This window comes from Testudinibacter sp. P27/CKL/0425 (assembly GCF_052931395.1).
On sequence record NZ_CM128801.1, the window covers coordinates 1,196,655 to 1,217,561 of the forward strand.

Consider the following 20,907-nt stretch of genomic DNA (forward strand, 5'->3'; position numbering starts at 1 on the left):
ATGGATAAAAAATATTTTGAAATCCAGCCGCCGCGCGACGAAACTGAAAGCGAAGTGCGGTTGCAACAGAAAAAAGAGTTTGTCGACGTTGAGGTGCTTGCCGATTTGGAAGATGAGACGGCGGCGAAATTGGAACAGCGTTTTGATGAAATTGTCGAGCCGAAAGCCCGCTGGTGGAAAAAACTGGCGGCGGCAACCGCACTGTTGTTTTTGACCGCACTTGTGGCGCAGTCGGTGCAGTGGCTGCTCGATTCGTGGCGGCAACATCAATGGATCGAATTTGCGTTCGCCTTGGTCGGCTTTTCGGCGGTGGCGCTGGGCATCGCGGCGCTGTTTAATGAGTTTCGCCGTTTGCGAAAATTAAAACGGCGGTTGAAACTGCAACAGCAAAGCCAAGATTTGATGGCACAAAGTGCGGTCGGCATGAAGCTAAACAGCGCCGAACAGGGGCGGGAGTTGTGCTTAAAAATTGCTGATAATATGCAGTTGGAAAAACAAGATCCGCGCCTGTTGCAGTGGCAAAAACAGATCAACGATACCTATTCGGCGCAGGAAATCAGCTATCTGTTTAGTCAAACCGTGCTGAGTGAGATTGACAAAAAAGCGCGTCGTCTGGTGAGCAAAAGTGCGGCGGAAGCGGCGATTGTGGTTGGCGTCAGCCCGTTGGCGCTAGTGGATCTGTTTTTTGTGGCGTGGCGCAATTTGGCGTTAATCAATAAACTTGCCGCACTGTACGGCATTGAATTGGGCTATTTCAGCCGCATTCGCCTGTTGCGCATGGTGTTGATCAATATGGCATTTGCCGGTGCGACCGAATTAGTGCACGACATCGGCATGGATTGGCTGTCAAAAGATCTGATGGCGAAACTTTCCGCCCGTGCGGCACAAGGCTTGGGCGTGGGGCTGCTCACCGCACGACTGGGAATTAAAACTATGGAGTTTTGCCGCCCGTTGGCTTTCCAAGCCGATGAAAAACCGCGCTTGAGCATTATTCATCAAGAATTATTGACCACATTAAAATCAACTCTGCTTGGTGGCACGGAAAAAGCCAACACGGAGAAAAACAAAACGCGGGTCTAATTTGCCCGCGCTTAGGTTTATCAGATTAAGCGGCGTTAATCCGCGCAAAGCCTTGCTCTAAATCGGCGATCAGATCTTCGACGTCCTCAAAGCCGATATGCACCCGAATCAACGTGCCGTCGAGTTTGCGCTCGATTCCCGGGCGGATGCGTGCGATTTCTTCCGGTTGGTTATATAAAATCAACGATTCAAAACCGCCCCAAGAGTATGCCATGGTGAACAGTTGGAAGTGATCAAAAAAGGCTTCCAGCTGTTGCTGGCTGAGCTTTTGTTTCAATTCGAATGAAAACAAGCCGCTGCTGGCGCTGAAATCCCGTTTGAAAAACTCATGCCCCGGGCAGCTCGGTAATGCCGGGTGGAATACCGACCGCACTTCGTCGCGTGCCGCCAACCATTGTGCAATTTTCAGGCTGCTTTCGTGGTGCTGTTTGAAACGCACCGCTAAACTACGCAAACCGCGCGCGGTGACATAGGCGGTGTCGGCATCGACCATTTGTCCCATCAGATAAGAGTGTTCCCGCAATTGATCCCAACAGCGCGCATTGGCGACCGCGGTGCCAATCATCGCATCGGAATGCCCGACCAGATATTTTGTGCCGGCTTGAATCGAAATATCAATATCATGTTCCAACGCCTTAAACAGCAAGCCGCCGCCCCAAGTATTGTCGATCATAATCACAATTTCAGGATTAATGGCGCGCGCTGCACGGACAATGGACGGAATATCCGGCACTTCCATTGTCAATGAGCTTGGAGATTCCAAAAACAACACTTTGGTGCTCGGGCGAATTAAGTTGGCAATTTCTGCGCCGATTAGCGGGTCGTAATAGCTGGTTTCGACATTAAATTTAGTCAGAATGTTATTGCAAAAATCTTGGGTCGGTTCATACGCCGCGCCGCTCATCAGCAGATGATCGCCGCTTTTGACAAACGACAAAATCGCATTGGTCACCGCCGCTGCGCCACAAGGGTAGAGCGCGCAGCCTGCGCCGCCTTCCAGATCGCACATGGCGTCTTGCAGTGAAAAATGGGTCAGTGTGCCGCGTCGCCCGTAAAATAGCGCGCCTTTGGCGCGATTGATTGTCGCCTGTTTTTTCTCTTTCAGGCTGGTGAAAATCAGTGATGAAGCACGCTGAATCACCGGATTGACGCTGTTTTGAGTGTAGCGCGCTTGGCGTCCGGCGTGGACTAAACGGGTTGTCGCTTGGAGTTTTTTGCTGGAATCTGACATGGTCGCCCTTATTGTTTTTTCAAAATTGAGAAATAAGATAATGCTTATTCGGCGCAGACGCAACCGAATCAATACAACAAATAGATTTCACCTATCGCTTAAATAGTGTGACGAAGCTCACGACTTTTAACACTTATTTGGTTATACTATGCAAAGATTAAGCAGCCATATTGTTTTAGTTTACATATTCGTTGCTTTTACTCGGACGGAAGTCCATTTTCAAATTGATATTTAGGAGAAATTATGGTTTTAGTAACCCGTCAAGCCCCTGATTTTACAGCATCTGCCGTGTTAGGTAACGGTGAAATCGTTGATAATTTTAATTTTAAACGCCACGTTTCCGGCAAACCTTCCGTCGTATTTTTCTGGCCTTTAGACTTCACATTCGTTTGCCCGTCAGAATTGATCGCATTCGACCATCGTTATAAAGAGTTCCAAGCGCGTGGCGTGGAAGTGGTTGGTGTGTCTATCGACTCTCAATTCTCTCACAACGCATGGCGTAAAACGACAACTGACAAAGGCGGCATCGGTGAAGTTCAATACGCAATGGTTGCCGACGTGAAACACGACATTGCCAAAGCTTACGGCATCGAACACCCTGAAGCAGGCGTTGCACTGCGAGCATCTTTCCTGATCGACAAACACGGCGTTGTACGTCACCAAATCGTCAACGATTTGCCATTGGGTCGTAACATCGACGAAATGCTGCGTTTAGTTGACGCGTTGCAATTCCACGAAGAGCACGGCGAAGTGTGCCCGGCACAGTGGGAAAAAGGCAAAGAAGGCATGAAAGACAGCCCGGAAGGTGTTGCCAGCTACCTGAAGAAAAATGCAGATTCACTGTAATTGTTAAGCCATTGTGCTGACAATTTAATAAAAACCATGCCGAAGCATGGTTTTTTTACCTCATTTTTAGGTTAGCGAGCGCGAGGCTAATCTACTTTACGGTTTTCTTCCGTTTCCGGCTCTAAATTCAGTTTTGCCATCAGCAATTGGTCGCCGTCTTCTTCCGGATTGCCGGTCACCAGCAGTTTGTCGCCATAGAAAATCGAGTTTGCCCCCGCCATAAAGCACATCGCCTGCATACTTTCCGACATTCCTTGGCGCCCGGCTGACAGGCGGACGTAGCTGGTCGGCATGGTGATCCGTGCCACGGCAATGGTGCGCACAAATTCCGTCCAGTCTAAATCTTCTGCGTCCATTAACGGCGTGCCTTCGACTTTTACCAGTTGATTAATCGGCACCGATTCCGGTTGCGGATCAAGGTTAGCAAGGCTAGCGATTAAACCGGCGCGTTCTTTGCGGGTTTCGTTCATGCCGACAATCCCGCCGCAGCACACTTTGAGCCCTGCTGACCGCACTTTGCCCAGGGTATTGATGCGATCATCAAAGCGGCGCGTGCCGATCACTTCGTGGTAGTGCTCAGGGGCGGTATCCAAATTGTGATTGTAGTAATCTAATCCGGCGTCTTTTAATTGTTCCGCCATGCCGTCTTGCAGTAAGCCAAACGTGCCGCAGGTTTCCATGCCCAGCGCTTTCACCGCTTTGATAATTTCAGTAATTTTCGCCACGTCTTTCGGCTTTGGTCCGCGCCATGCCGCACCCATGCAAAAGCGCCCCGCACCACGGGATTTGGCAATTTTGGCTTTTTCGACAATTTCATCAATCTCTAACAATTGCTGATTTTGCACGCCGGTTTGATAGCGTGCTGACTGCGGGCAGTAGCCGCAATCTTCAGGGCAGCCGCCGGTTTTGATCGACATCAGGGTCGAAAGCTGAATCGCTTGCGGATTAAAATGTTCGCGGTGCACTTGCGCCGCGCGATAGATCAATTCTAAAAATGGCGTTTCAAACAGCGCTTCCACTTTGCACACCGACCAATATTCAAGACTTGGATGCGGTGTCAGCTGGCTTAACTCAACCTGTTGAATTGTCATATAATTTCCTTTTATCAATTTTAAATGCGGATTATAGTAACGGAAAAGAGGGATTTAATTAAACGAGTTTACATTTTTTCAATCAAGCAAATGTCCGTTGTGAATCTGTAAAGTGCGGTCGATAAACTGCGCCACTTCCTGAGGTTGATGGGTGACCATTAGCAAAGTGAGCCTTTTTTCATCGCAAATTTGCGCTAACAGTGCCAACATCTCTTGTCGAAGTGCGGTGTCCAGCGCGTAAAACGGTTCGTCGAGCAGCAAAATCGGCTTGTCGCGCAGCAAACAACGCGCCAGCGCCACTCGCTGCTTTTGTCCGCCGGAGAGTTGATCGGGCAGGCGAGTGAGAAACTCAAGCAAGCCAACGTGTTCGGCAAGCGACCGCACTTGCTGCCGTTGTTCCGTATTAATGTTCAAATTCGGTTGTAGCCCTAAAATAATATTTTGTTCAACCGTTAAATGATTGAACAGATTATTTTCTTGAAACAGCATCGACACCGGGCGCAAGTGCGGTTCTGTGTGAGTATGATTTTCACCGTTCAGCCAAATTTCACCGCTGTCGGCAAGTTCAAAACCGGCAATTAAGTTTAACAGCGTGCTTTTGCCTGCGCCACTTGCGCCGACCAAGGCGATTTTCTCGCCGGATTTAACCTGCAAATCAAACGCCATCGGCATGGCTTTATAGTTAAATTTGAGTTGATTGAGTCGGATCACGGGGTGTTTCCTTTATTGATTGCGGGGGCGTCCTGTTTTTCGATCAGTACAAAAACCAGCGCACATAATAGCAGTAAGATCAACGCGGTGACCGCTGCCTCTTGGCTGCGATAATGTCCTAATTGTTGATACAACAGACGTGGCAGCGAGCTGAAATCTTGGTTGCCGAACAGCGCAATCGCAGTGAAATCGCCTAGCGACAATGCAAAGGCGTACGCATAGGCGGTGCGAATCGGTTTGCGCAGCTGGTGCCATTCAATCAAGCGCCAGCGCGTCCAGCCGCGAATCGCCAACGATTGGCACAGTTTTTCATAATAGGTCATGTTGTGTTGAAATGGTACGGCTAAAATCCGCAGCACAAACGGCATCGCAATTAATGCATTGCAAATGGCGACGATCGCGAATAGGTGAAAATTCGAAAAATCAATGGCTTGCAGACTTAAAAACAGCCCGATCGCCAGCACTAGTGTCGGCACGGCCAGAATCATCATGCCGACATTCAACATCGTATCTGCTGTTTTGCGGTAATAGTGCCAACGCAAACGGCGCACACTCAACAGCAACGCCACGCTCATCAACACCGCCAGCAGTGCGGCAATCGGCGCTAGGGTGAGTGAGTAGCCGATTGCCCGCCATAACGTGGCACTTTGCCACAGCTGCCACCACGCAGGGGAGTTCAATCCGCTATATACAATATTCAGCAGCGGCAAGCCGATAAACAACATCACTGCCACTAAAATCATGCGATGCAGCCATTGCCAAGTGCGGTTCAGCGATTGTGGAGGGTAGGTTTGTTGCTTGCTTAAACTGGTGGCGGTGTGGCGGCTGAAATAGGCATTGCCCTGAAACAGCACAAAACACAGCCCGAACTGTACCAGCGCCAAGCTGGCGGCTTTGCCGAGGTCAAAATCAAAGGTGATTGCTTGGAAAATCGCCACTTCCAGTGTGGTATATTTCGGTCCGCCGCCGAGGGTCAGAACAATCGCAAAACTGGTGAAACACAGCATAAAAATCAGCGCAAATACCGGCAACAATTGCGGGCGCAGGTATGGCAATTCAATTAAGCGCAAGAAATCAGCGTTGCGGATATTCAGTTGCGCCGCCAGTTGCCGTTGTTGTACCGGAATGCTGTGCAGCGTTTGCAGAAAAATTTTGCTGGCAAGCGGCAGGTTGAAAAACAGGTGCGCAATCAGAATGCCGCTTAAGCCGTAAAACGACGGTTGCCAGTTGATTCCCAGCCACTGCAAACCTTGCAGCAGCCAGCCGGACAGCCCGTAAACCCCGATTAAGCCGAACACCGCCACCAGCACTGGCAGCACGAAAGTAAGTGAAAACACTTTCAATAAAATCGCTTTGCCGATAAACGTGCGGTAATACAGGGCGTGCGCGGTCAGCAGCCCCGCCGTCACCGACAACAGCGCCGAGAGCAGCGCCTGCCGGAAGCTGAATTTCAGGATATGCCAAAAATAGGGATCGTCAAACAGCAGCGTCCAACTGTCGGACTGGCTGTGTTGCAACAATTGCCACAGGCTGTTGGCATAAAACAGCAATAAAAAACTCACCACTGCCAAGCCGGGCAGGCAGTGGGAGAGGGGCAGACGCAATTTTCGCATTGTCAGATTATTGGCTTAACGCTTGCTGCCAAACCTGAATTTGCGCTTTGCCAACCGCTTTTTCAGGGAATGGCACCGCTAAGGTTTTAACGGGTGTGAATTGATCAAAGTGCGGTTCGATCTCGGTTTTGATCACAGGCAACATGATATTGTGTAATGCGATAATTTTTTGCGCTTCGGGGTTTACCAAAAAAGCTAAAAATTGATCTGCCAGCGCAGGCTGTTGGCTACTCGCCAGTTTCGCCGCCAGCTCGATTTGTACGATATGCCCTTCGGCAAATTCAGCCGCTCGATAGCGATCGTCTTGCTCATCGATTTGATGATACAGCGGTGAAGTGTTGTAACTCAGCACTAAATCCGATTCGCCTTTCAAAAAAGCACCGTAAGTTTCCGACCAGCCCTTGCCAACAGTCACCGTGTGTTTTGCCAGTGTTTGCCAAGCGGTTGCCACTTGATCTTGCGGATAGACCGCATTCACCCACGCCAATAAGCCGCGCCCGACGGTGCTGGTGCGCGGATCTTGATAAATCACCCGCAGATCTTGGCGCTCCACCAATTCGGTTAAACTTTTGGGCGGATTGGTGAGGGTGTGTTGGTTATAAATAAACGCATATTGCCCGTAGTCATATGGCAGGAAAGTGCGGTCAGTCCATTCGATCGGCAGCGCAAGCGGGCTTAAATCCACGCTGTTTTCGGCAAATAGTTTTGATTCGTGCGCTTCAGGCAGTAAATTATTGTCTAAACCGATCACCACATCGGCTTTGCTGTTTTTCGCCTCCAAACGCAGGCGGTTAAACAGGGTTACGCCGTCTTCAAACGGTACGAATTTCAGATCGCACTGGCACTGCTGTTCAAACGCCTGTTCCAGCTTCGGACCCGGTCCCCATTCGGAAGTGAAAGAGTCGTAGCTGTAAACCGTCAAGTGCGGTCTGTCTTGGCTTAATGCGGTGTGGCTGAATGCCAGAAATAGGGCGGAAGCGGTTAGTTTGGTCAGTAAAGAAGACATATTGAACATCCTTTTATCATAAAACGATAAGAAAGAATTCAAGTGCGGTATTTGGCAAGAAACACGATCTCAAATCCCTTCGCTGCTACTAATCAGATCAGGTTCAATGGGTATTTCTCAGCGTTATCATCGCCATAAAAAAATGGACAAGATAATGCACCCCAATGAGAGTGCGGCTATCTTATCCAAAAGAAAAACGAAAGAAAAGCCCTAATCGTGCTATTCGATCTTATCCGGCCAGCCGCTGGTGTCGACTTGTGGATATTGCATATTCAGCTTGCGCAAGGTGTCGAGCAGAATTTTCGTGATAATGACATTGCGTCCGGATTTGGAATCGGCAGGGATTACATACCACGGCGCATATTCGGTCGAGGTTTCGTTGATCACGCGTTGGTATTGTTGTTGGAAATCGTCCCACAATTTACGGTCGTCCAGATCACCGAGATTGAATTTCCAATTTTTCTCCGGATTATCCAACCGCTCTTGCAACCGCTCTTGTTGTTCGTCTTTAGAGATATGCAAAAAGAATTTGAGGATCACCGTGCCGGTTTCGCTTAACAGCCGTTCAAAATCGTTAATATGGCGCAGGCGGCGTTTTTCCTCATCATCGCTGATCCAGCCTTTGACTTTAGTCACCAATACATCTTCATAATGGCTACGGTTGAAAATAACGATTTCGCCGCGGCGCGGCACCACATTGTGCACCCGCCACAGATAATCGCGATCCAATTCGTTAGTGGTCGGTGCTTCAAAATAGGCGGTGCGCACCGCCAGCGGATCGACACTTTGAAATACCGCGCGGATAGTACCGTCTTTTCCGGAGGTGTCCATGCCTTGCAGCACGATCAACACTTTGCGCTGATGTTCGGCATACAGCAAATCTTGCAGATGATCCAACTCCGGCGACAAGCTGCTCAGAATTGCATTGCGTTCCTCTTTGGTTTCGGCAACATCTTTTTTGCCGTTGGTCGAGAAATTTTTGATATTGAATTTATTTTTACCGTCAAAGCGGTAATTTTTCAGGTCGAATGCCATAATTTTATCCTTAATTAACCGCTTGATATTGAATTTCAGGCACGGCGAAATGGCGTGCAAACAGCTCCGGTTGCTTTAATACATCTTGTAAAGAGTATTGGGAAAGGTATTTATAGAATGCGTCCAACGCCAATTCAAAAATGGACGGCAACTGGCAAACCGGCGCAATACAACAGACCACGCCATGATCGCGGCAGCGAACCAGTGAATCGTCACCTTCCGCCAGACGGATGACTTTTGCCAAGTTGATTTCGTGCGGTGGATGGGCGAGTTGAATCCCGCCGCCTTTGCCGCGGCGCGATAAAATCGTTTGCTGTTTGGCTAAATGGTGGATCACTTTCATTAAATGATTTTCGGAAATTTGATAGGCGGTTGCAATTTCCTGAATCGTACACAGGCGATCGTTATTTAATGCCAGATAAATCAAAACCCGCAGGTTGTAATCGGTAAATTTGCTTAGTTTCATGTCACTCTTTCACTATTTTAATTTTAATCTCGATGAAATTTTAGCATAACTCACCTGCGGTAAGTTGATTATTGTCAATCGGAGCCGGATAAAATTGCAGTTTAAAACTCGAATTTGTGAACTAAATTCCAAAATAGTCCTCTTTTTTAACCAAAATGGCGATTGATAAAATTTGGCATAGTAGCCAAAAATGTGGCTGATTTTGAGATCTAAGCTTCTATTAGACATTTTTGTGGCTACTCCTCTTAAAGCGCTAGTTTTTCTAGCTCTTTTTATTCAAAAAATCCTGTATAAACATAATCTTATTCCTTCGGTTTAGTCCATTATGAACGGATAATTTCTGCTTTAAATCCTTAAACAGCCCTTCCAGCCGATTTGTCGTTTTTTCTATCCGTAACTCCGGGTATTTTTCAAAGACAAACAAGTAATCCATATAGCGTTTAATACTGGCATAAGCCCCTCTCAATTTGCGATGTTTATAAGGAAATTTACCCTGATTATCGGGTATATCAGACCGTTCTTCTAAGTAAGCTTTATGCTGCAAAAACCAGTGATGCAAACGGACATAAAAGTCATTTTTGTGACTCTGCTTGAGTGTTTTAACCATTGTTTTCAGTTCCTTTCCGGCAACGGATTTAGGGTTTCTCGTCAGCTTGCGAATCACCATTGCAACAAGGTGAAATTGGCACATTTGGGTTGGCGTATTAAATATATCTTTCAATAAGCCCCGTCGCCCATCGCAAGTAATAGATTGAATAATAAATCCTTTTTTACGCAATCGATTGATGGCTTTGGTATAGTAAATGTCCTTTTCGGTACGAACGATTTGGTGGTAAATCACCTTTTTTGAGCAGGAATCCATTATGACTAATACGCCGAATTGTGGCCCGAAAAAAGTGACATCCATAATAAGATTCAACATTGTGGTTTGCGGTGTGCTGAGTGGCGTTTTAGGGGCTTTTTTCAGGTGCCTTTGGATAGTCCTGACCGAACAATCATAGGTTAACGCAAGCTGCTTATACGTCTGTTTTCCGACGGTGTAATCGTGCCAGATTTGGGCGGATTGAAGGTAATTTGTGTGAGAATATGTCCGTAAACAATCCAAGCATTTATAGCGTTGCTTGCCTGAATTTTTACCGTGTTTTTTAATGTGTTCTGAACCACAGAAATAGCAATTTTTTGGTCATTTTAAAAAATCTCACTTAACGCCTTATTCTATAAGGGATTAAGCGAGATTTCAGCCACATTTTTGTCTACTATGCCTTCTTAAAATTTTTACCGGTTGAGATCAAAAAGAGCGGTTTCATCGAACCGCTCTTTGCATTAACTGTGAATGCTTAGCACTTAAAAGCCGCCCATAAAGAGCATCATTAAAGCCTGCGCGATGTTTTCTTCCGGAATAACTTCGCCGTTCAGTTTTAGCTCGCCGTTTTCCAGAATCAATTTGCTTTGATAAGCCTGGTTATCGGACGTCACCAGAATTTTTTGTTGTATCGCATCGGCAAATTGCTGTTCCATATCGGCTTTGAGGTATTCCAGCTGTTCCGCTTGGTATTCTGGTACGCTCGGATCATTGTTGATCTCGATATTAACCATGCTGGTGAGAAATTGTTCGACAGCAGGTTTGCTGATATCGGCATTTAATTCCAATTTATCGAATAACGACAGAATTTTGCCTTGCATTAAGGTCGCCGACGGGTCGGCTTTTGACAGACCCAAATCAAGCGTCAATTTGTTTTCACCTTTGTTGTTGGTCAGGCTGAACGGTTGCAGACGGATTTCCGGTTGGTTTTGTAACAACGCCAACCCCGGTGCGGCCAGTTGTTGTTCCAATTGGTGCTGGTTAACGATTTGTCCTTGGCTATATATTTCCATAATTTGATTTAACGGTTCCGCTTTCAGGTGGTTCAAATCGATATTAAATTCGATTTTTCCCAATGCTTCGCCGCCGATATATACTTCGTTCAGTTGGTTATTCAACGAAATATCGGCAAATTCACCGTTCAATTTGGTTGCATAATTGAAACGCAGAGCGCGAAGATCGGCGATCATTTTACTTTCGCTGGAATCTTTGACGGATTGCTCGGTAATTTTGATATTGTCAATGCTGAATAGCTGTTTTCCGCTCGGAATAAATTCCCATTCCGATGGTTTTAAATCGGAGTTCAGATCAATGTTTTCAGCCTGAATGGTACGCTTTAAATAGATTTTCTGGTAGTTTCGATCAAAATCTTGAACTAAATCGGTTACATTCAGCTTGTCCATTTTTGCTTTAATCAGCCCAACCCCCTTTTGGTTGGTGTCGGCTTCAATGTTGATTTCGCTGCTGTCGATTGAAAAATCATCGTTTTGGTAATCCAACGCGGCGAAAGTAGAATGTTGTGTAATTTGTTGGTTATAGCTGATCGTAAAATCACTGCTTAGAGGAGCCACCCCTTTGGAAGCTTTGAACAGCTCGGTAATGGACGGATCTTCGATAATTTCGCTGTGCGCACTGGTCATTACCGGTGCCAAACGTAGGCTTGTTAAACGTGAGAGCGGTAGCGGACCGTGTTCGGCGATTGTTTTAAACGGGATGATATATTGTTTATTATTGGTGCGGTGCGTAATAATCAGCTGATCTTCTATTTCGGTAGAGAAAAAGCTGCGTGCTAATTTGGTATTTTTGACTTCAAATTGGTATTCGTAACCGACTAATTGTTTGAAGGTTTCTTCATTGGCTTGTTGAACATATTCAGGATATTTCTCTTCCAAAATTTTACCCGAATACCATGTTCCGCCTGCCCATGTTGCGACTAAAACGGCCACAGCGCCCAGTGCCAGAGATGATTTTTTCATACGATTTCCTCTATAAACTAAAAAATAAAATAAAAGCAAAAATTGTTAAAATCATGTTGTATGTCAAATCAGTATATAGATTAGGTTACGCTTAGGCTAGCAATAATCTCACCGCACTTGATGTTCTTATTTCCGGAAATTTTTAAATTTCTCCCTTGAACTTTGTTTTTTTAACCTTATTTAGAGCAACAAGCGCCGCTGGAAGGCGGATTGCAACAAATCTACAGAATATTTTCGAAACAGAGTTGAAATCCGATTTTTAGTCCGCATCTTAACAACATCGAAGCGATTCATAATGAATTTGGCTTAGAGCAAATTTCAGATTCTACAGGAGAAACAAAATGGGAAAAATTATTGGTATTGACTTAGGAACCACCAACTCATGTGTTGCGGTGATGGACGGCGACAAACCACGCGTGATCGAAAACGCGGAAGGGGATCGTACCACTCCGTCAATTATTGCTTATACACAAGACGGTGAAACTTTAGTCGGTCAACCGGCGAAACGCCAAGCGGTCACCAACCCGAAAAACACACTGTTTGCGATCAAACGTTTGATCGGTCGTCGTTTTACTGATGAAGAAGTACAGCGCGATGTCAACATTATGCCGTTTGACATCGTCAAAGCCGACAACGGCGATGCGTGGGTGTCGGTAAAAGATGAAAAAATGGCACCGCCGCAAATTTCTGCCGAAGTGTTGAAAAAAATGAAAAAAACCGCCGAAGACTTCTTGGGCGAAAAAGTGACCGAAGCAGTTATCACTGTGCCGGCATATTTCAATGATGCGCAACGTCAAGCCACCAAAGATGCAGGCCGTATCGCAGGTTTAGAAGTTAAACGTATCATCAATGAACCGACCGCGGCAGCGTTGGCATACGGTTTAGATAAAGACAAAGGCAACCACACTATCGCGGTTTACGACTTGGGAGGTGGTACATTTGACTTATCTATCATCGAAATTGATGATGTTGACGGCGAAAAAACCTTCGAAGTATTGGCAACCAACGGTGACACCCACCTAGGTGGTGAAGACTTCGATAACCGTGTCATCAACTACTTGGTTGACGAGTTCAAAAAAGAACAAGGTATCGATCTGCGCAACGATCCATTAGCGATGCAACGTTTGAAAGAAGCGGGCGAGAAAGCGAAAATCGAATTGTCTTCCGCACAACAAACCGATGTAAACTTGCCATACATCACCGCAGATGCGACAGGCCCGAAACACTTAAACATCAAATTAACCCGCGCGAAATTAGAATCACTGGTTGAAGAGTTGGTGCAACGTTCATTAGAGCCTGTGCGCACCGCACTTAAAGATGCTGATTTAAGCGTGTCTGAAATTGATGATGTGATTTTGGTGGGCGGACAAACTCGTATGCCATTGGTACAACAAAAAGTGGCAGAGTTCTTCGGCAAAGAGCCACGCAAAGACGTGAATCCTGATGAAGCGGTTGCGATTGGTGCGGCGATTCAAGGCGGCGTGTTGGCTGGTGATGTGAAAGACGTGTTGTTGCTAGACGTGACACCGTTGTCATTGGGTATCGAAACCATGGGCAGCGTGATGACCAAGTTGATCGAGAAAAACACCACGATCCCAACCAAACACAGCCAAGTGTTCTCCACGGCGGAAGATAACCAAAGTGCGGTAACAATCCATGTGTTACAAGGGGAGCGTAAGCGTGCGGGCGATAATAAATCGCTGGGGCAATTTAACCTAGAAGGCATTCAAGCTGCACCACGCGGTATGCCGCAAATTGAAGTGACTTTTGATATTGATGCCGACGGGATCTTGCACGTTTCTGCCAAAGATAAAGGCACGGGTAAAGAGCAAAAAATCACCATTAAAGCCTCTTCTGGTTTAAGTGATGATGAAATTCAACAAATGGTGCGCGATGCAGAAGCTAATGCCGAAGCGGATCGCAAGTTTGAAGAGTTGGTGCAAGTGCGCAATCAAGCGGATCACTTGGTTCACTCCACGCGCAAACAGCTGGAAGAAGCAGGCGAAGCGTTAGCGGGTGATGATCGTGCCGCGATTGAAAGTGCGGTCAACGAACTGGAAACCGCAGCCAAAGGCGAAAATAAAGATGTGATCGAAGCGAAAACCCAAGCGTTGATTCAAGCATCTGAAAAATTGATCGCAGCCGCACAACAGCAAGCCCAAGCTGGACAGCAACAAGCTGAACAAGGTAAAGGCGGCGATGATGTGGTTGACGCTGAATTTGAAGAAGTGAAAGACAAGTAAGCAAAAATGAGGCTTAAAGAAACGGTTATCACATTTCTTTAATGATTTCAGGGCGATGAGTAATCTTCGCCCTTTTGCACATATAACAGAAACAAACGAAACACAAAAACGGAAAGACTATGTCAAAGCGTGACTATTACGAAGTGCTGGGTGTCGCCCGCAATGCGGAAGAGAAAGAGATCAAAAAGGCGTATAAACGCCTAGCGATGAAATATCACCCGGATCGCAATCCTGATAACAAAGACGCTGAAGCGCAATTTAAAGAAGTCAAAGAAGCCTATGAAATCTTAACCGACAGCCAAAAACGCGCGGCGTATGATCAATACGGTCATGCGGCGTTTGAGCAAGGCGGCTTCGGAGGAGGCGGTGGCGGCTTTGGCGGCGGCGTAGATTTTGGTGATATTTTCGGTGATATCTTCAGCGATATGTTTGGTGGCGGCGGACGAGGTCGTCAGCGTGTGGTGCGTGGTGATGACTTACGCTACGATCTGGAAATCACCCTAGAAGAAGCGGTGAAAGGCACCAGCAAGGATATTAAAATCAACACCCTGGCAGAATGCGATAGCTGTCACGGCAGCGGCGCGCAGGAAGGTTCCAAAGTGGAAACTTGTCCGACCTGTCATGGGGCGGGGCGTGTGCGCCGTCAACAAGGCTTTTTTGTTACCGAACAGGCATGCCCGACTTGCTACGGCAGCGGTAAAAAAATTGAGAAACCGTGTACCAAGTGTCACGGCGACGGACGTGTACACAAGCCGAAAAATCTGTCGGTTAAAATCCCGGCAGGGGTGGACACCGGCAACCAACTGCGTTTGAGCGGCGAGGGAGCAGCGGGTGAAAACGGCGCACCGGCAGGGGATTTATACGTGGTAATCCACGTTAAAGATCACCACATCTTTGAGCGTGATGGCAATAATCTGTATTGCGAAGTGCCGATTAGCTTCACCATGGCGGCACTCGGTGGCGAAATTGAAGTGCCGACGCTGGACGGGCGCGTGAAACTGAAAATCCCGGCAGAAACCCAAACCGGCAAACTGTTCAGAATGCGCGGCAAAGGCGTAACCTCAACCCGTAGCCATTATGCGGGCGATTTGATCTGTAAAGTGATCATCGAAACGCCGGTGAAACTGAACGAAGAACAGAAAAACTTGTTGAAACAGCTGGAAGAAAGCTTGGAAGGCACCGGCAAACATCGCCCGAAATCCTCCAGCTTCTTAGACGGCGTGAAGAAGTTTTTTGATGATTTGACCAAATAGATAGTGAATTTTTTACTACGATAATCATCCTAAACCGCACTTCGGTGAGCTATTTAGCTCACCGATTTTTTTCCTTTAAACCCATCATACATCAACAATAACATTGCTGCCGACAGCCCAAACAGTAGCGGGTAAGAGGCGGGTTGGATGACTTCGCCGATGTACACTGAAATAAACAGCATTGCCACGGTTTCCACATAGCCCAGCAAACCCAGCAGGTTGATGGGTAACCAATTGCTGGCAAGAATATAGGCGATAAACGCCACACTGCTGATCACGCCCAGCAATAACACCAGCAGATAAATATTGTCATTGACTTCAGCAACCGCACTTAGATTGATTTTCGACACCATATACAGGCAAAACGGAAATAGCAGGATGATTTCCAAGGTAAAAGAGGCGAGATCGTTCATTTTAAAGGCTTTGCGGCTAACAAAATACAACGCATAGCCGAACCCGACAGCTAAGCTTTCCCACGACATTTTGCCGGTCAGCGCAATGTTAGACAGCACGGCGAGTGTAGCGCAAGCAATCGCATAGGCTTTGTAGCGGGAAATGGATTCTTTAAACATAAACTTGCCGAACGCCACCAGCACCAACGGCAACATCAGATAGCCGACCGTCACCTCAACCGCACTTCCGTTATTTGGCGCCCATAAATACAGCCACATTTGAAAGCCCATCATCGCGGCGTTAAAGATCACTACCAGTAATAACAATGGCTGCTGCTTGATTCGGCGTAACAGTTCAAGCAGGCGCGTTTGCTGTTTAAATAAAAACAGTACCGCCAACACCGCAGGCAACATAAAGAAAATTCGAAAGCCGAGTGCGTCTAAACCACTGAGCGGAGCGAGCAGCGTAGTAAAATAATATAAATAGCCGAATAGCGCCGAGGCGATTAGCGAGCAAAGTAATCCTTTAGACATCATGGTATTTAATATTGTGTGGTGAACAGTCAAGCAAGATCAATAGTATAGCCTGTGAATCAATTCAACAAAACAGAATTGACTATTTTTCGCCAATCTATAAAATAGAAAATCATTCTCATTTATTTTAAAGTTACTTGCCACGACATGATTAAAAGACGTTATTTGATAAGCCTAATGTTGCTGCTATCGTTGGTTTCTCTGTTTCTCGGCGTCAGCAGCGTCACCTTAGACGGCTTATGGCGTTTTGACAGCGAACAGTGGCAGGTGTTTACTGTCAGCGTTTAATCAGCATTTTGATTGCCGGTGCGGGCTTGGCGGTGTGCGGGCTGGTGATGCAGCAATTAACCCGCAACCGTTTTGTGTCGCCGACCACCGCCGGCACCATGGATTCCGCCCGCTTGGGTATTTTAATTGCGATGATTCTCTTTCCTGCCGCTTCCATGCTTGCCAAAACTGCGATTGCGATTGCCGCGGCGTTTGGCGGCACACTGGTGTTTATCACTATTTTGTCAAAACTAAAATTTAAAGATGTGATTTTCGTGCCATTAGTCGGCATCATGTTCGGCAACATTATCAGTGCGGTGACGGTGTTTCTGGCGATGAAAGAAGATCTGCTGCAAAATCTTGCAGGCTGGTTGCAGGGTGATTTTTCACTGGTGATGAGCGGGCGCTATGAAATGTTGTATATCAGCATTCCGGCGTTGTTGCTGGTTTATCTGTTCGCCAATCGATTTGCGATTGTCGGCATGGGCGAATCGTTTGCGGTCAATTTAGGGCTAAATTTCAAACAGGTACAATATTTGGGCTTAGCGATCGTGGCGGTGGTGACTTCAATTATCATCGTTTCAGTCGGTGTGATTCCGTTTTTGGGCTTGATTATCCCGAATATCGTGACCCTTTACTTGGGCGATAATTTAAAAAATGTGCTGTCGCATACCGCACTTTTAGTGCGCGGTGTTTGTCCTGGCGTGCGATATTATCGGGCGAGTTGTGATTTATCCTTATGAAATTGCGATTAATTTAATTGTCGGCGTGATCGGCAGCGCAATTTTCTTACTGTTGTTGTTTAAGCGGTTCCGCCATGTCTAATCGAATTAAAATCTTGCTTCTGATTGTGCTAAGTGCGGTATCCATTGCGCTGTTTTTGGGCTACAACTTGCCGAATCGTTGGCAATATGCGTTGAACTACCGCATGATTTCGCTGGCGGCAATTTTACTGACAGCGGTGGCGATTGCGGTTTCCAGTATGATTTTTTAGGCGTTGGTGAATAACCGAATTTTAACCCCGAGCATCTTGGGACTAGATTATCTGTATGTGTTGATCCAACTGGCGATTATTTTCTTGTTTGGCTCTTTCACCTTGTTGCAGCTTGATTCGAAGATCGGTTTTCTGCTGTCGGGCGCCATTATGACGCTGTTTTCGCTGTCGTTTTACTATTTCCTGTTTAAACGCGAGCGCGAAAATCTGTTTTTCCTGCTGCTGGTCGGGATTGTATTCGGCACATTTTTCCAGAGCGCCAGCACCTTTATGGAAGTGCTGATCGACCCGAATGAATTTCAGATTGTGCAAGACGCGAGTTTCGCCAGTTTCAACAAAGTAAACGGCGAGATTTTGTGGCTGGCGTTCGGGCTGTTATCGCTGGTGCTGATTTACGCTGCGCGCTATTTATATCAGCTGGACGCTTTGGCGTTAGGGCGCAATCAGGCGATTAATCTCGGGTTGGATTATCGCGGCTTGAGCAAACGGTTATTGATTATTGTGGCGATCTTAACCTCGATTGCGACCGCACTTGTCGGACCAATCACTTTTTTAGGCTTATTGGTGATGAACTTGGCGTTTGAATTTATTAAAAGCCACCATTATCGGGTGCTTATTCCGGCGGCGGTGCTGATCGCTATCGTCACGTTAGTCGGCGGGCAATTTGTGGTTTCGCAGTTATTGAATTTTAACACCACCTTAAGCGTGATTATCAATTTTATCGGCGGCAGCTATTTTATCTATCTTCTGTTGCGTAAAAGCCAGAGTCGAGGTCAGTAATGAGTCTTGAAATTAAACATATCAGCAAAACATACGGCGAAAAAGTGATTTTAAACGATATTTCGCTCACTATTCCGCAGGGGAAAATCACCTCGTTTATCGGTCCGAACGGCGCGGGCAAAAGCACCTTATTGGCGATCATCAGCCGCTTGCTGAAAGCCGACAGCGGCAAGGTGTTGTTGAACGGAGAGGAAATCGGGCAGATTCCGAATCAACAAATCGCGCAGCAGCTTTCGATTTTAAAACAGAGCAATCATCTGGATTTACGCTTGACGGTTGAAGATTTGGTGGCTTTCGGGCGTTTTCCGTACAGCAAAGGGCGGTTAACTGCGGTTGATCGCGAATATATCGAAAAAGCGTTAGATTACATGGATCTGCAAAAAATCCGGCGCGTCTTTATCAACGAATTGAGCGGCGGGCAACGACAGCGCGCGTATATCGCGATGACATTGGCACAGGACACCGATGACATTCTGCTAGATGAGCCGTTGAATAATCTGGATATGAAACATTCGGTGCAGATCATGAAGGTTCTGCGCCAATTAACCGACGACCTGGGAAAAACAGTAATTATTGTGATCCACGACATTAATTTCGCTTCATGCTATTCCGACTATATCGTCGCGTTGAAAAACGGCTGCTTGGTGCAGCAGGGTGAAGTGGCGCAGATTATGCGCACCGAATCGCTGGATAAAATTTATGGAATGCAAATTCCGATTCACACCATTGATGACAATAAAATTGCCGTCTTTTTTAGAAATTAATCAACACTTTACTTAAAATCGATCTTATAGGAGACATTATATGCGTAAAACCTTGCGTTCTTTGGCAGTTACTCTATTGGCAACCTTGACGGTTGGCGTTTCTCAAGCGGCGGATTTAAAACTGTCCAGCACCATTGGCGAGCTGGACGTGCCGCAAAATCCAAATCGGATTGCGATTTTCGACTTTCCGGCACTGGATATTTTAGATACGTTGGGCAATGAAAATGTGGTTGCCGTGCCGAAATCATTGCCGTTGCCGATTTATTTGAAAAAATATGAAGATCAGAAATACGTTGATGTCGGCAGTTTAATGGAGCCGAATTTTGAGTGCTTAAATGAAGCCGAGCCGGATTTAACCATTGTGTCCGCTCGTCAAAATCAATTAGTGGATCGTTTTAAAGAAATTTCTCCGATCTATTTCAGCGACATTAAATATCTGGAGTTTTATTCTTCATTCCAACAAAACGTGCGCAATATCGCCAGCATCATCGGTAAACAAGAGCAAGCAGAAAGTGAGCTAAAAGCGATCGATCAAGATTTGTCGACTATTGCCGCAAAAGCTAAAGGCAAAAATGCGTTGGTGTTGTTGGCGAATGAAAGCAATATCAGTGCATTCGGTCCGAATTCCCGTTACGGCATGATCTATCAAGATTACGGTTTTGCGCAAGCCGATCCGAATATCGCCGAATCACGCCACGGCATGAAAGTGACGTTTGAATATGTATTGGATAAAAATCCGGATTATATCTTTGTGATCGACCGCACCGCGGCAATCACCAAGAAAACCGGCAACGCGGAAAAAGTGTTTGATAACGATTTAATCAAAGGCACAAAAGCCTATAAAAACGGCAAAATTGTGTACTTGGATTCCGTCAACTGGTATTTGGTAATGGGCGGTTTGCAATCCATGAAAGCCATGAATCAGGAAATGCTGAAAGCGGTAGAATAAGCCGAATCAGAGCGTAAAAAATCGGGGCAGATAATTTCTGCCCCGATGTGTATCCATTCAACGGTAATGCGTTGTGCAAGTGCGGTCTGGCATTAACCCAGAATCTCCGCCAATTTCTCGCTGACGCTTTCCACCGGTTGAGTGCCGTCTAAACGGAAATATTGGGTGTTGCCGTTGCTGGCTTCTGCTTGATAGTAATCCACTAACGGTTTAGTGGTGTTGTGATAAATGCTCAAGCGATCCAACACGGTTTCCGGCTTGTCATCAGCGCGGATAATCAGCTCTTCACCGCTGACATCATCTTTGCCTTCCACTTTCGGCGGATTATACACCACATGATAAACCCGGCCGGAAGCCTGGTGAACACGACGTCCGCTCATGCGCTCAACAATCACTTCATCCGGCACATCAAATTCCAATACGAAATCAATCGCGATATTGGCATCTTTCAGCGCATCGGCTTGTGGAATGGTGCGCGGGAAGCCGTCTAGCAAAAAGCCGTTAGCGGCGTCAGGCTGCGCCACGCGCTCTTTCACCAACGCGATAATCAGATCGTCCGGCACTAATTTGCCTTCGTCCATTAATTGTTTCGCTTGTTTGCCCAGCTCGCTGCCTGCTTTAATTGCTGCACGCAGCATATCGCCGGTGGAGATTTGCGGAATGTTGTATTTGTTCATAATGAACTGTGCTTGTGTGCCTTTGCCGGCGCCCGGTGCGCCCAATAAAATGATTTTCATGCTTGACCTCTCAAATAAAAATAACGCTATAACATACCTTTCTCAAGGTAGAAACTCAAGGCTTGATTGGCAAGAAT

21 protein-coding genes and 1 riboswitch are annotated in these 20,907 nt (G+C 46.6%); of the genes, 10 read left to right on the top strand and 11 right to left on the bottom strand.

The annotated features are described in order from the left end of the window. Positions 1-1,080, top strand: coding sequence for a TIGR01620 family protein (locus ACUHGC_RS05975; RefSeq protein WP_446834707.1), 1,080 nt, complete (start codon positions 1-3; stop codon positions 1,078-1,080). Positions 1,081-1,105: 25 nt separating this feature from the next. On the opposite strand, the gene metC is transcribed toward ACUHGC_RS05975, so the two are convergent. Further along, entirely contained in the window at positions 1,106-2,311 is a 1,206-nt protein-coding gene (gene metC, locus ACUHGC_RS05980) for a cystathionine beta-lyase (RefSeq protein ID WP_446834708.1), read from the bottom strand. Between the two features lie 243 nt (positions 2,312-2,554). Here metC and ACUHGC_RS05985 point away from each other — a divergent pair, with 243 nt between their 5' ends. Continuing rightward, positions 2,555-3,157 (top strand): peroxiredoxin C, encoded by a 603-nt coding sequence (locus ACUHGC_RS05985; RefSeq protein ID WP_446834709.1) that lies wholly within the window; start codon positions 2,555-2,557, stop codon positions 3,155-3,157. Positions 3,158-3,243: 86 nt separating this feature from the next. Here ACUHGC_RS05985 and bioB read toward each other — a convergent pair whose 3' ends face one another. The 8 genes from bioB to ACUHGC_RS06025 all read right to left on the bottom strand — a co-directional run bounded on the left by bioB (position 3,244) and on the right by ACUHGC_RS06025 (position 11,917). After that, positions 3,244-4,248, bottom strand: a complete 1,005-nt coding sequence (gene bioB / locus ACUHGC_RS05990) for a biotin synthase BioB (protein ID WP_446834710.1) — start codon at positions 4,246-4,248, stop codon at positions 3,244-3,246. A gap of 78 nt (positions 4,249-4,326) precedes the next feature. After that, a complete protein-coding gene (gene thiQ, locus ACUHGC_RS05995) occupies positions 4,327-4,959 on the bottom strand; it encodes a thiamine ABC transporter ATP-binding protein (protein ID WP_446834711.1) in 633 nt (210 codons plus the stop codon). Continuing rightward, positions 4,956-6,572 carry a thiamine/thiamine pyrophosphate ABC transporter permease ThiP gene (gene thiP, locus ACUHGC_RS06000; RefSeq protein WP_446834712.1) on the bottom strand — a complete coding sequence of 539 codons (1,617 nt, stop codon included), beginning with the start codon at positions 6,570-6,572 and terminating at the stop codon, positions 4,956-4,958. The genes thiQ and thiP overlap by 4 nt, the downstream gene beginning before the upstream one ends. 7 nt (positions 6,573-6,579) lie before the next feature. Beyond that, entirely contained in the window at positions 6,580-7,587 is a 1,008-nt protein-coding gene (gene thiB / locus ACUHGC_RS06005; RefSeq protein WP_446834713.1) for a thiamine ABC transporter substrate binding subunit, read from the bottom strand. Positions 7,588-7,634: 47 nt separating this feature from the next. Then, positions 7,635-7,752, bottom strand: a riboswitch (TPP riboswitch). Positions 7,753-7,797: 45 nt separating this feature from the next. Next, positions 7,798-8,613: a polyphosphate kinase 2 family protein gene (locus ACUHGC_RS06010; protein ID WP_446834714.1), complete on the bottom strand. Its 816-nt coding sequence runs from the start codon at positions 8,611-8,613 to the stop codon at positions 7,798-7,800. A 10-nt stretch (positions 8,614-8,623) separates the two neighbouring features. After that, positions 8,624-9,079 carry an RrF2 family transcriptional regulator gene (locus tag ACUHGC_RS06015; RefSeq protein ID WP_446834715.1) on the bottom strand — a complete coding sequence of 152 codons (456 nt, stop codon included), beginning with the start codon at positions 9,077-9,079 and terminating at the stop codon, positions 8,624-8,626. A 262-nt stretch (positions 9,080-9,341) separates the two neighbouring features. Continuing rightward, on the bottom strand, positions 9,342-10,229 hold the full coding sequence (locus ACUHGC_RS06020) for an IS256 family transposase, variant Zn-binding type (protein WP_446834852.1): 888 nt from the start codon (positions 10,227-10,229) through the stop codon (positions 9,342-9,344). Positions 10,230-10,423: 194 nt separating this feature from the next. Continuing rightward, a complete protein-coding gene (locus ACUHGC_RS06025; protein WP_446834716.1) occupies positions 10,424-11,917 on the bottom strand; it encodes a YdgA family protein in 1,494 nt (497 codons plus the stop codon). A 341-nt stretch (positions 11,918-12,258) separates the two neighbouring features. Here ACUHGC_RS06025 and dnaK point away from each other — a divergent pair, with 341 nt between their 5' ends. Both dnaK and dnaJ read left to right on the top strand, forming a co-directional pair. Continuing rightward, positions 12,259-14,160 carry a molecular chaperone DnaK gene (dnaK, locus tag ACUHGC_RS06030; protein ID WP_446834717.1) on the top strand — a complete coding sequence of 634 codons (1,902 nt, stop codon included), beginning with the start codon at positions 12,259-12,261 and terminating at the stop codon, positions 14,158-14,160. Positions 14,161-14,279: 119 nt separating this feature from the next. Further along, the gene (gene dnaJ, locus ACUHGC_RS06035) at positions 14,280-15,413 is read left to right on the top strand and encodes a molecular chaperone DnaJ (RefSeq protein ID WP_446834718.1); all 1,134 of its coding nucleotides are present in this window, start codon (positions 14,280-14,282) and stop codon (positions 15,411-15,413) included. Positions 15,414-15,466: 53 nt separating this feature from the next. Here the strand turns inward: dnaJ and rarD are convergent, their stop codons facing one another. Next, complete coding sequence (gene rarD, locus ACUHGC_RS06040; RefSeq protein ID WP_446834719.1) at positions 15,467-16,339, bottom strand: EamA family transporter RarD; 873 nt, start codon at positions 16,337-16,339, stop codon at positions 15,467-15,469. Between the two features lie 260 nt (positions 16,340-16,599). Between rarD and ACUHGC_RS06045 the strand changes: the two genes are divergently transcribed. The 6 genes from ACUHGC_RS06045 to ACUHGC_RS06070 are packed head-to-tail and all read left to right on the top strand — an operon-like array spanning position 16,600 to position 20,093. Further along, positions 16,600-17,349 carry an ABC transporter permease gene (locus ACUHGC_RS06045; RefSeq protein ID WP_446834720.1) on the top strand — a complete coding sequence of 250 codons (750 nt, stop codon included), beginning with the start codon at positions 16,600-16,602 and terminating at the stop codon, positions 17,347-17,349. Beyond that, positions 17,333-17,431, top strand: coding sequence for a hypothetical protein (locus ACUHGC_RS06050; protein ID WP_446834721.1), 99 nt, complete (start codon positions 17,333-17,335; stop codon positions 17,429-17,431). Before ACUHGC_RS06045 ends, ACUHGC_RS06050 begins: the two co-directional genes overlap by 17 nt. Continuing rightward, positions 17,424-17,600 carry a hypothetical protein gene (locus ACUHGC_RS06055; protein WP_446834722.1) on the top strand — a complete coding sequence of 59 codons (177 nt, stop codon included), beginning with the start codon at positions 17,424-17,426 and terminating at the stop codon, positions 17,598-17,600. The genes ACUHGC_RS06050 and ACUHGC_RS06055 overlap by 8 nt, the downstream gene beginning before the upstream one ends. Before the next feature lie 6 nt (positions 17,601-17,606). Continuing rightward, positions 17,607-18,380: an iron chelate uptake ABC transporter family permease subunit gene (locus tag ACUHGC_RS06060; protein WP_446834723.1), complete on the top strand. Its 774-nt coding sequence runs from the start codon at positions 17,607-17,609 to the stop codon at positions 18,378-18,380. Next, on the top strand, positions 18,380-19,144 hold the full coding sequence (locus ACUHGC_RS06065) for an iron ABC transporter ATP-binding protein (RefSeq protein WP_446834724.1): 765 nt from the start codon (positions 18,380-18,382) through the stop codon (positions 19,142-19,144). Before ACUHGC_RS06060 ends, ACUHGC_RS06065 begins: the two co-directional genes overlap by 1 nt. A gap of 40 nt (positions 19,145-19,184) precedes the next feature. Beyond that, positions 19,185-20,093 carry a siderophore ABC transporter substrate-binding protein gene (locus tag ACUHGC_RS06070; protein WP_446834725.1) on the top strand — a complete coding sequence of 303 codons (909 nt, stop codon included), beginning with the start codon at positions 19,185-19,187 and terminating at the stop codon, positions 20,091-20,093. 92 nt (positions 20,094-20,185) lie between these two features. Here the strand turns inward: ACUHGC_RS06070 and adk are convergent, their stop codons facing one another. Beyond that, positions 20,186-20,830, bottom strand: coding sequence for an adenylate kinase (gene adk / locus ACUHGC_RS06075; RefSeq protein WP_446834726.1), 645 nt, complete (start codon positions 20,828-20,830; stop codon positions 20,186-20,188). Positions 20,831-20,907 lie beyond the last annotated feature (77 nt).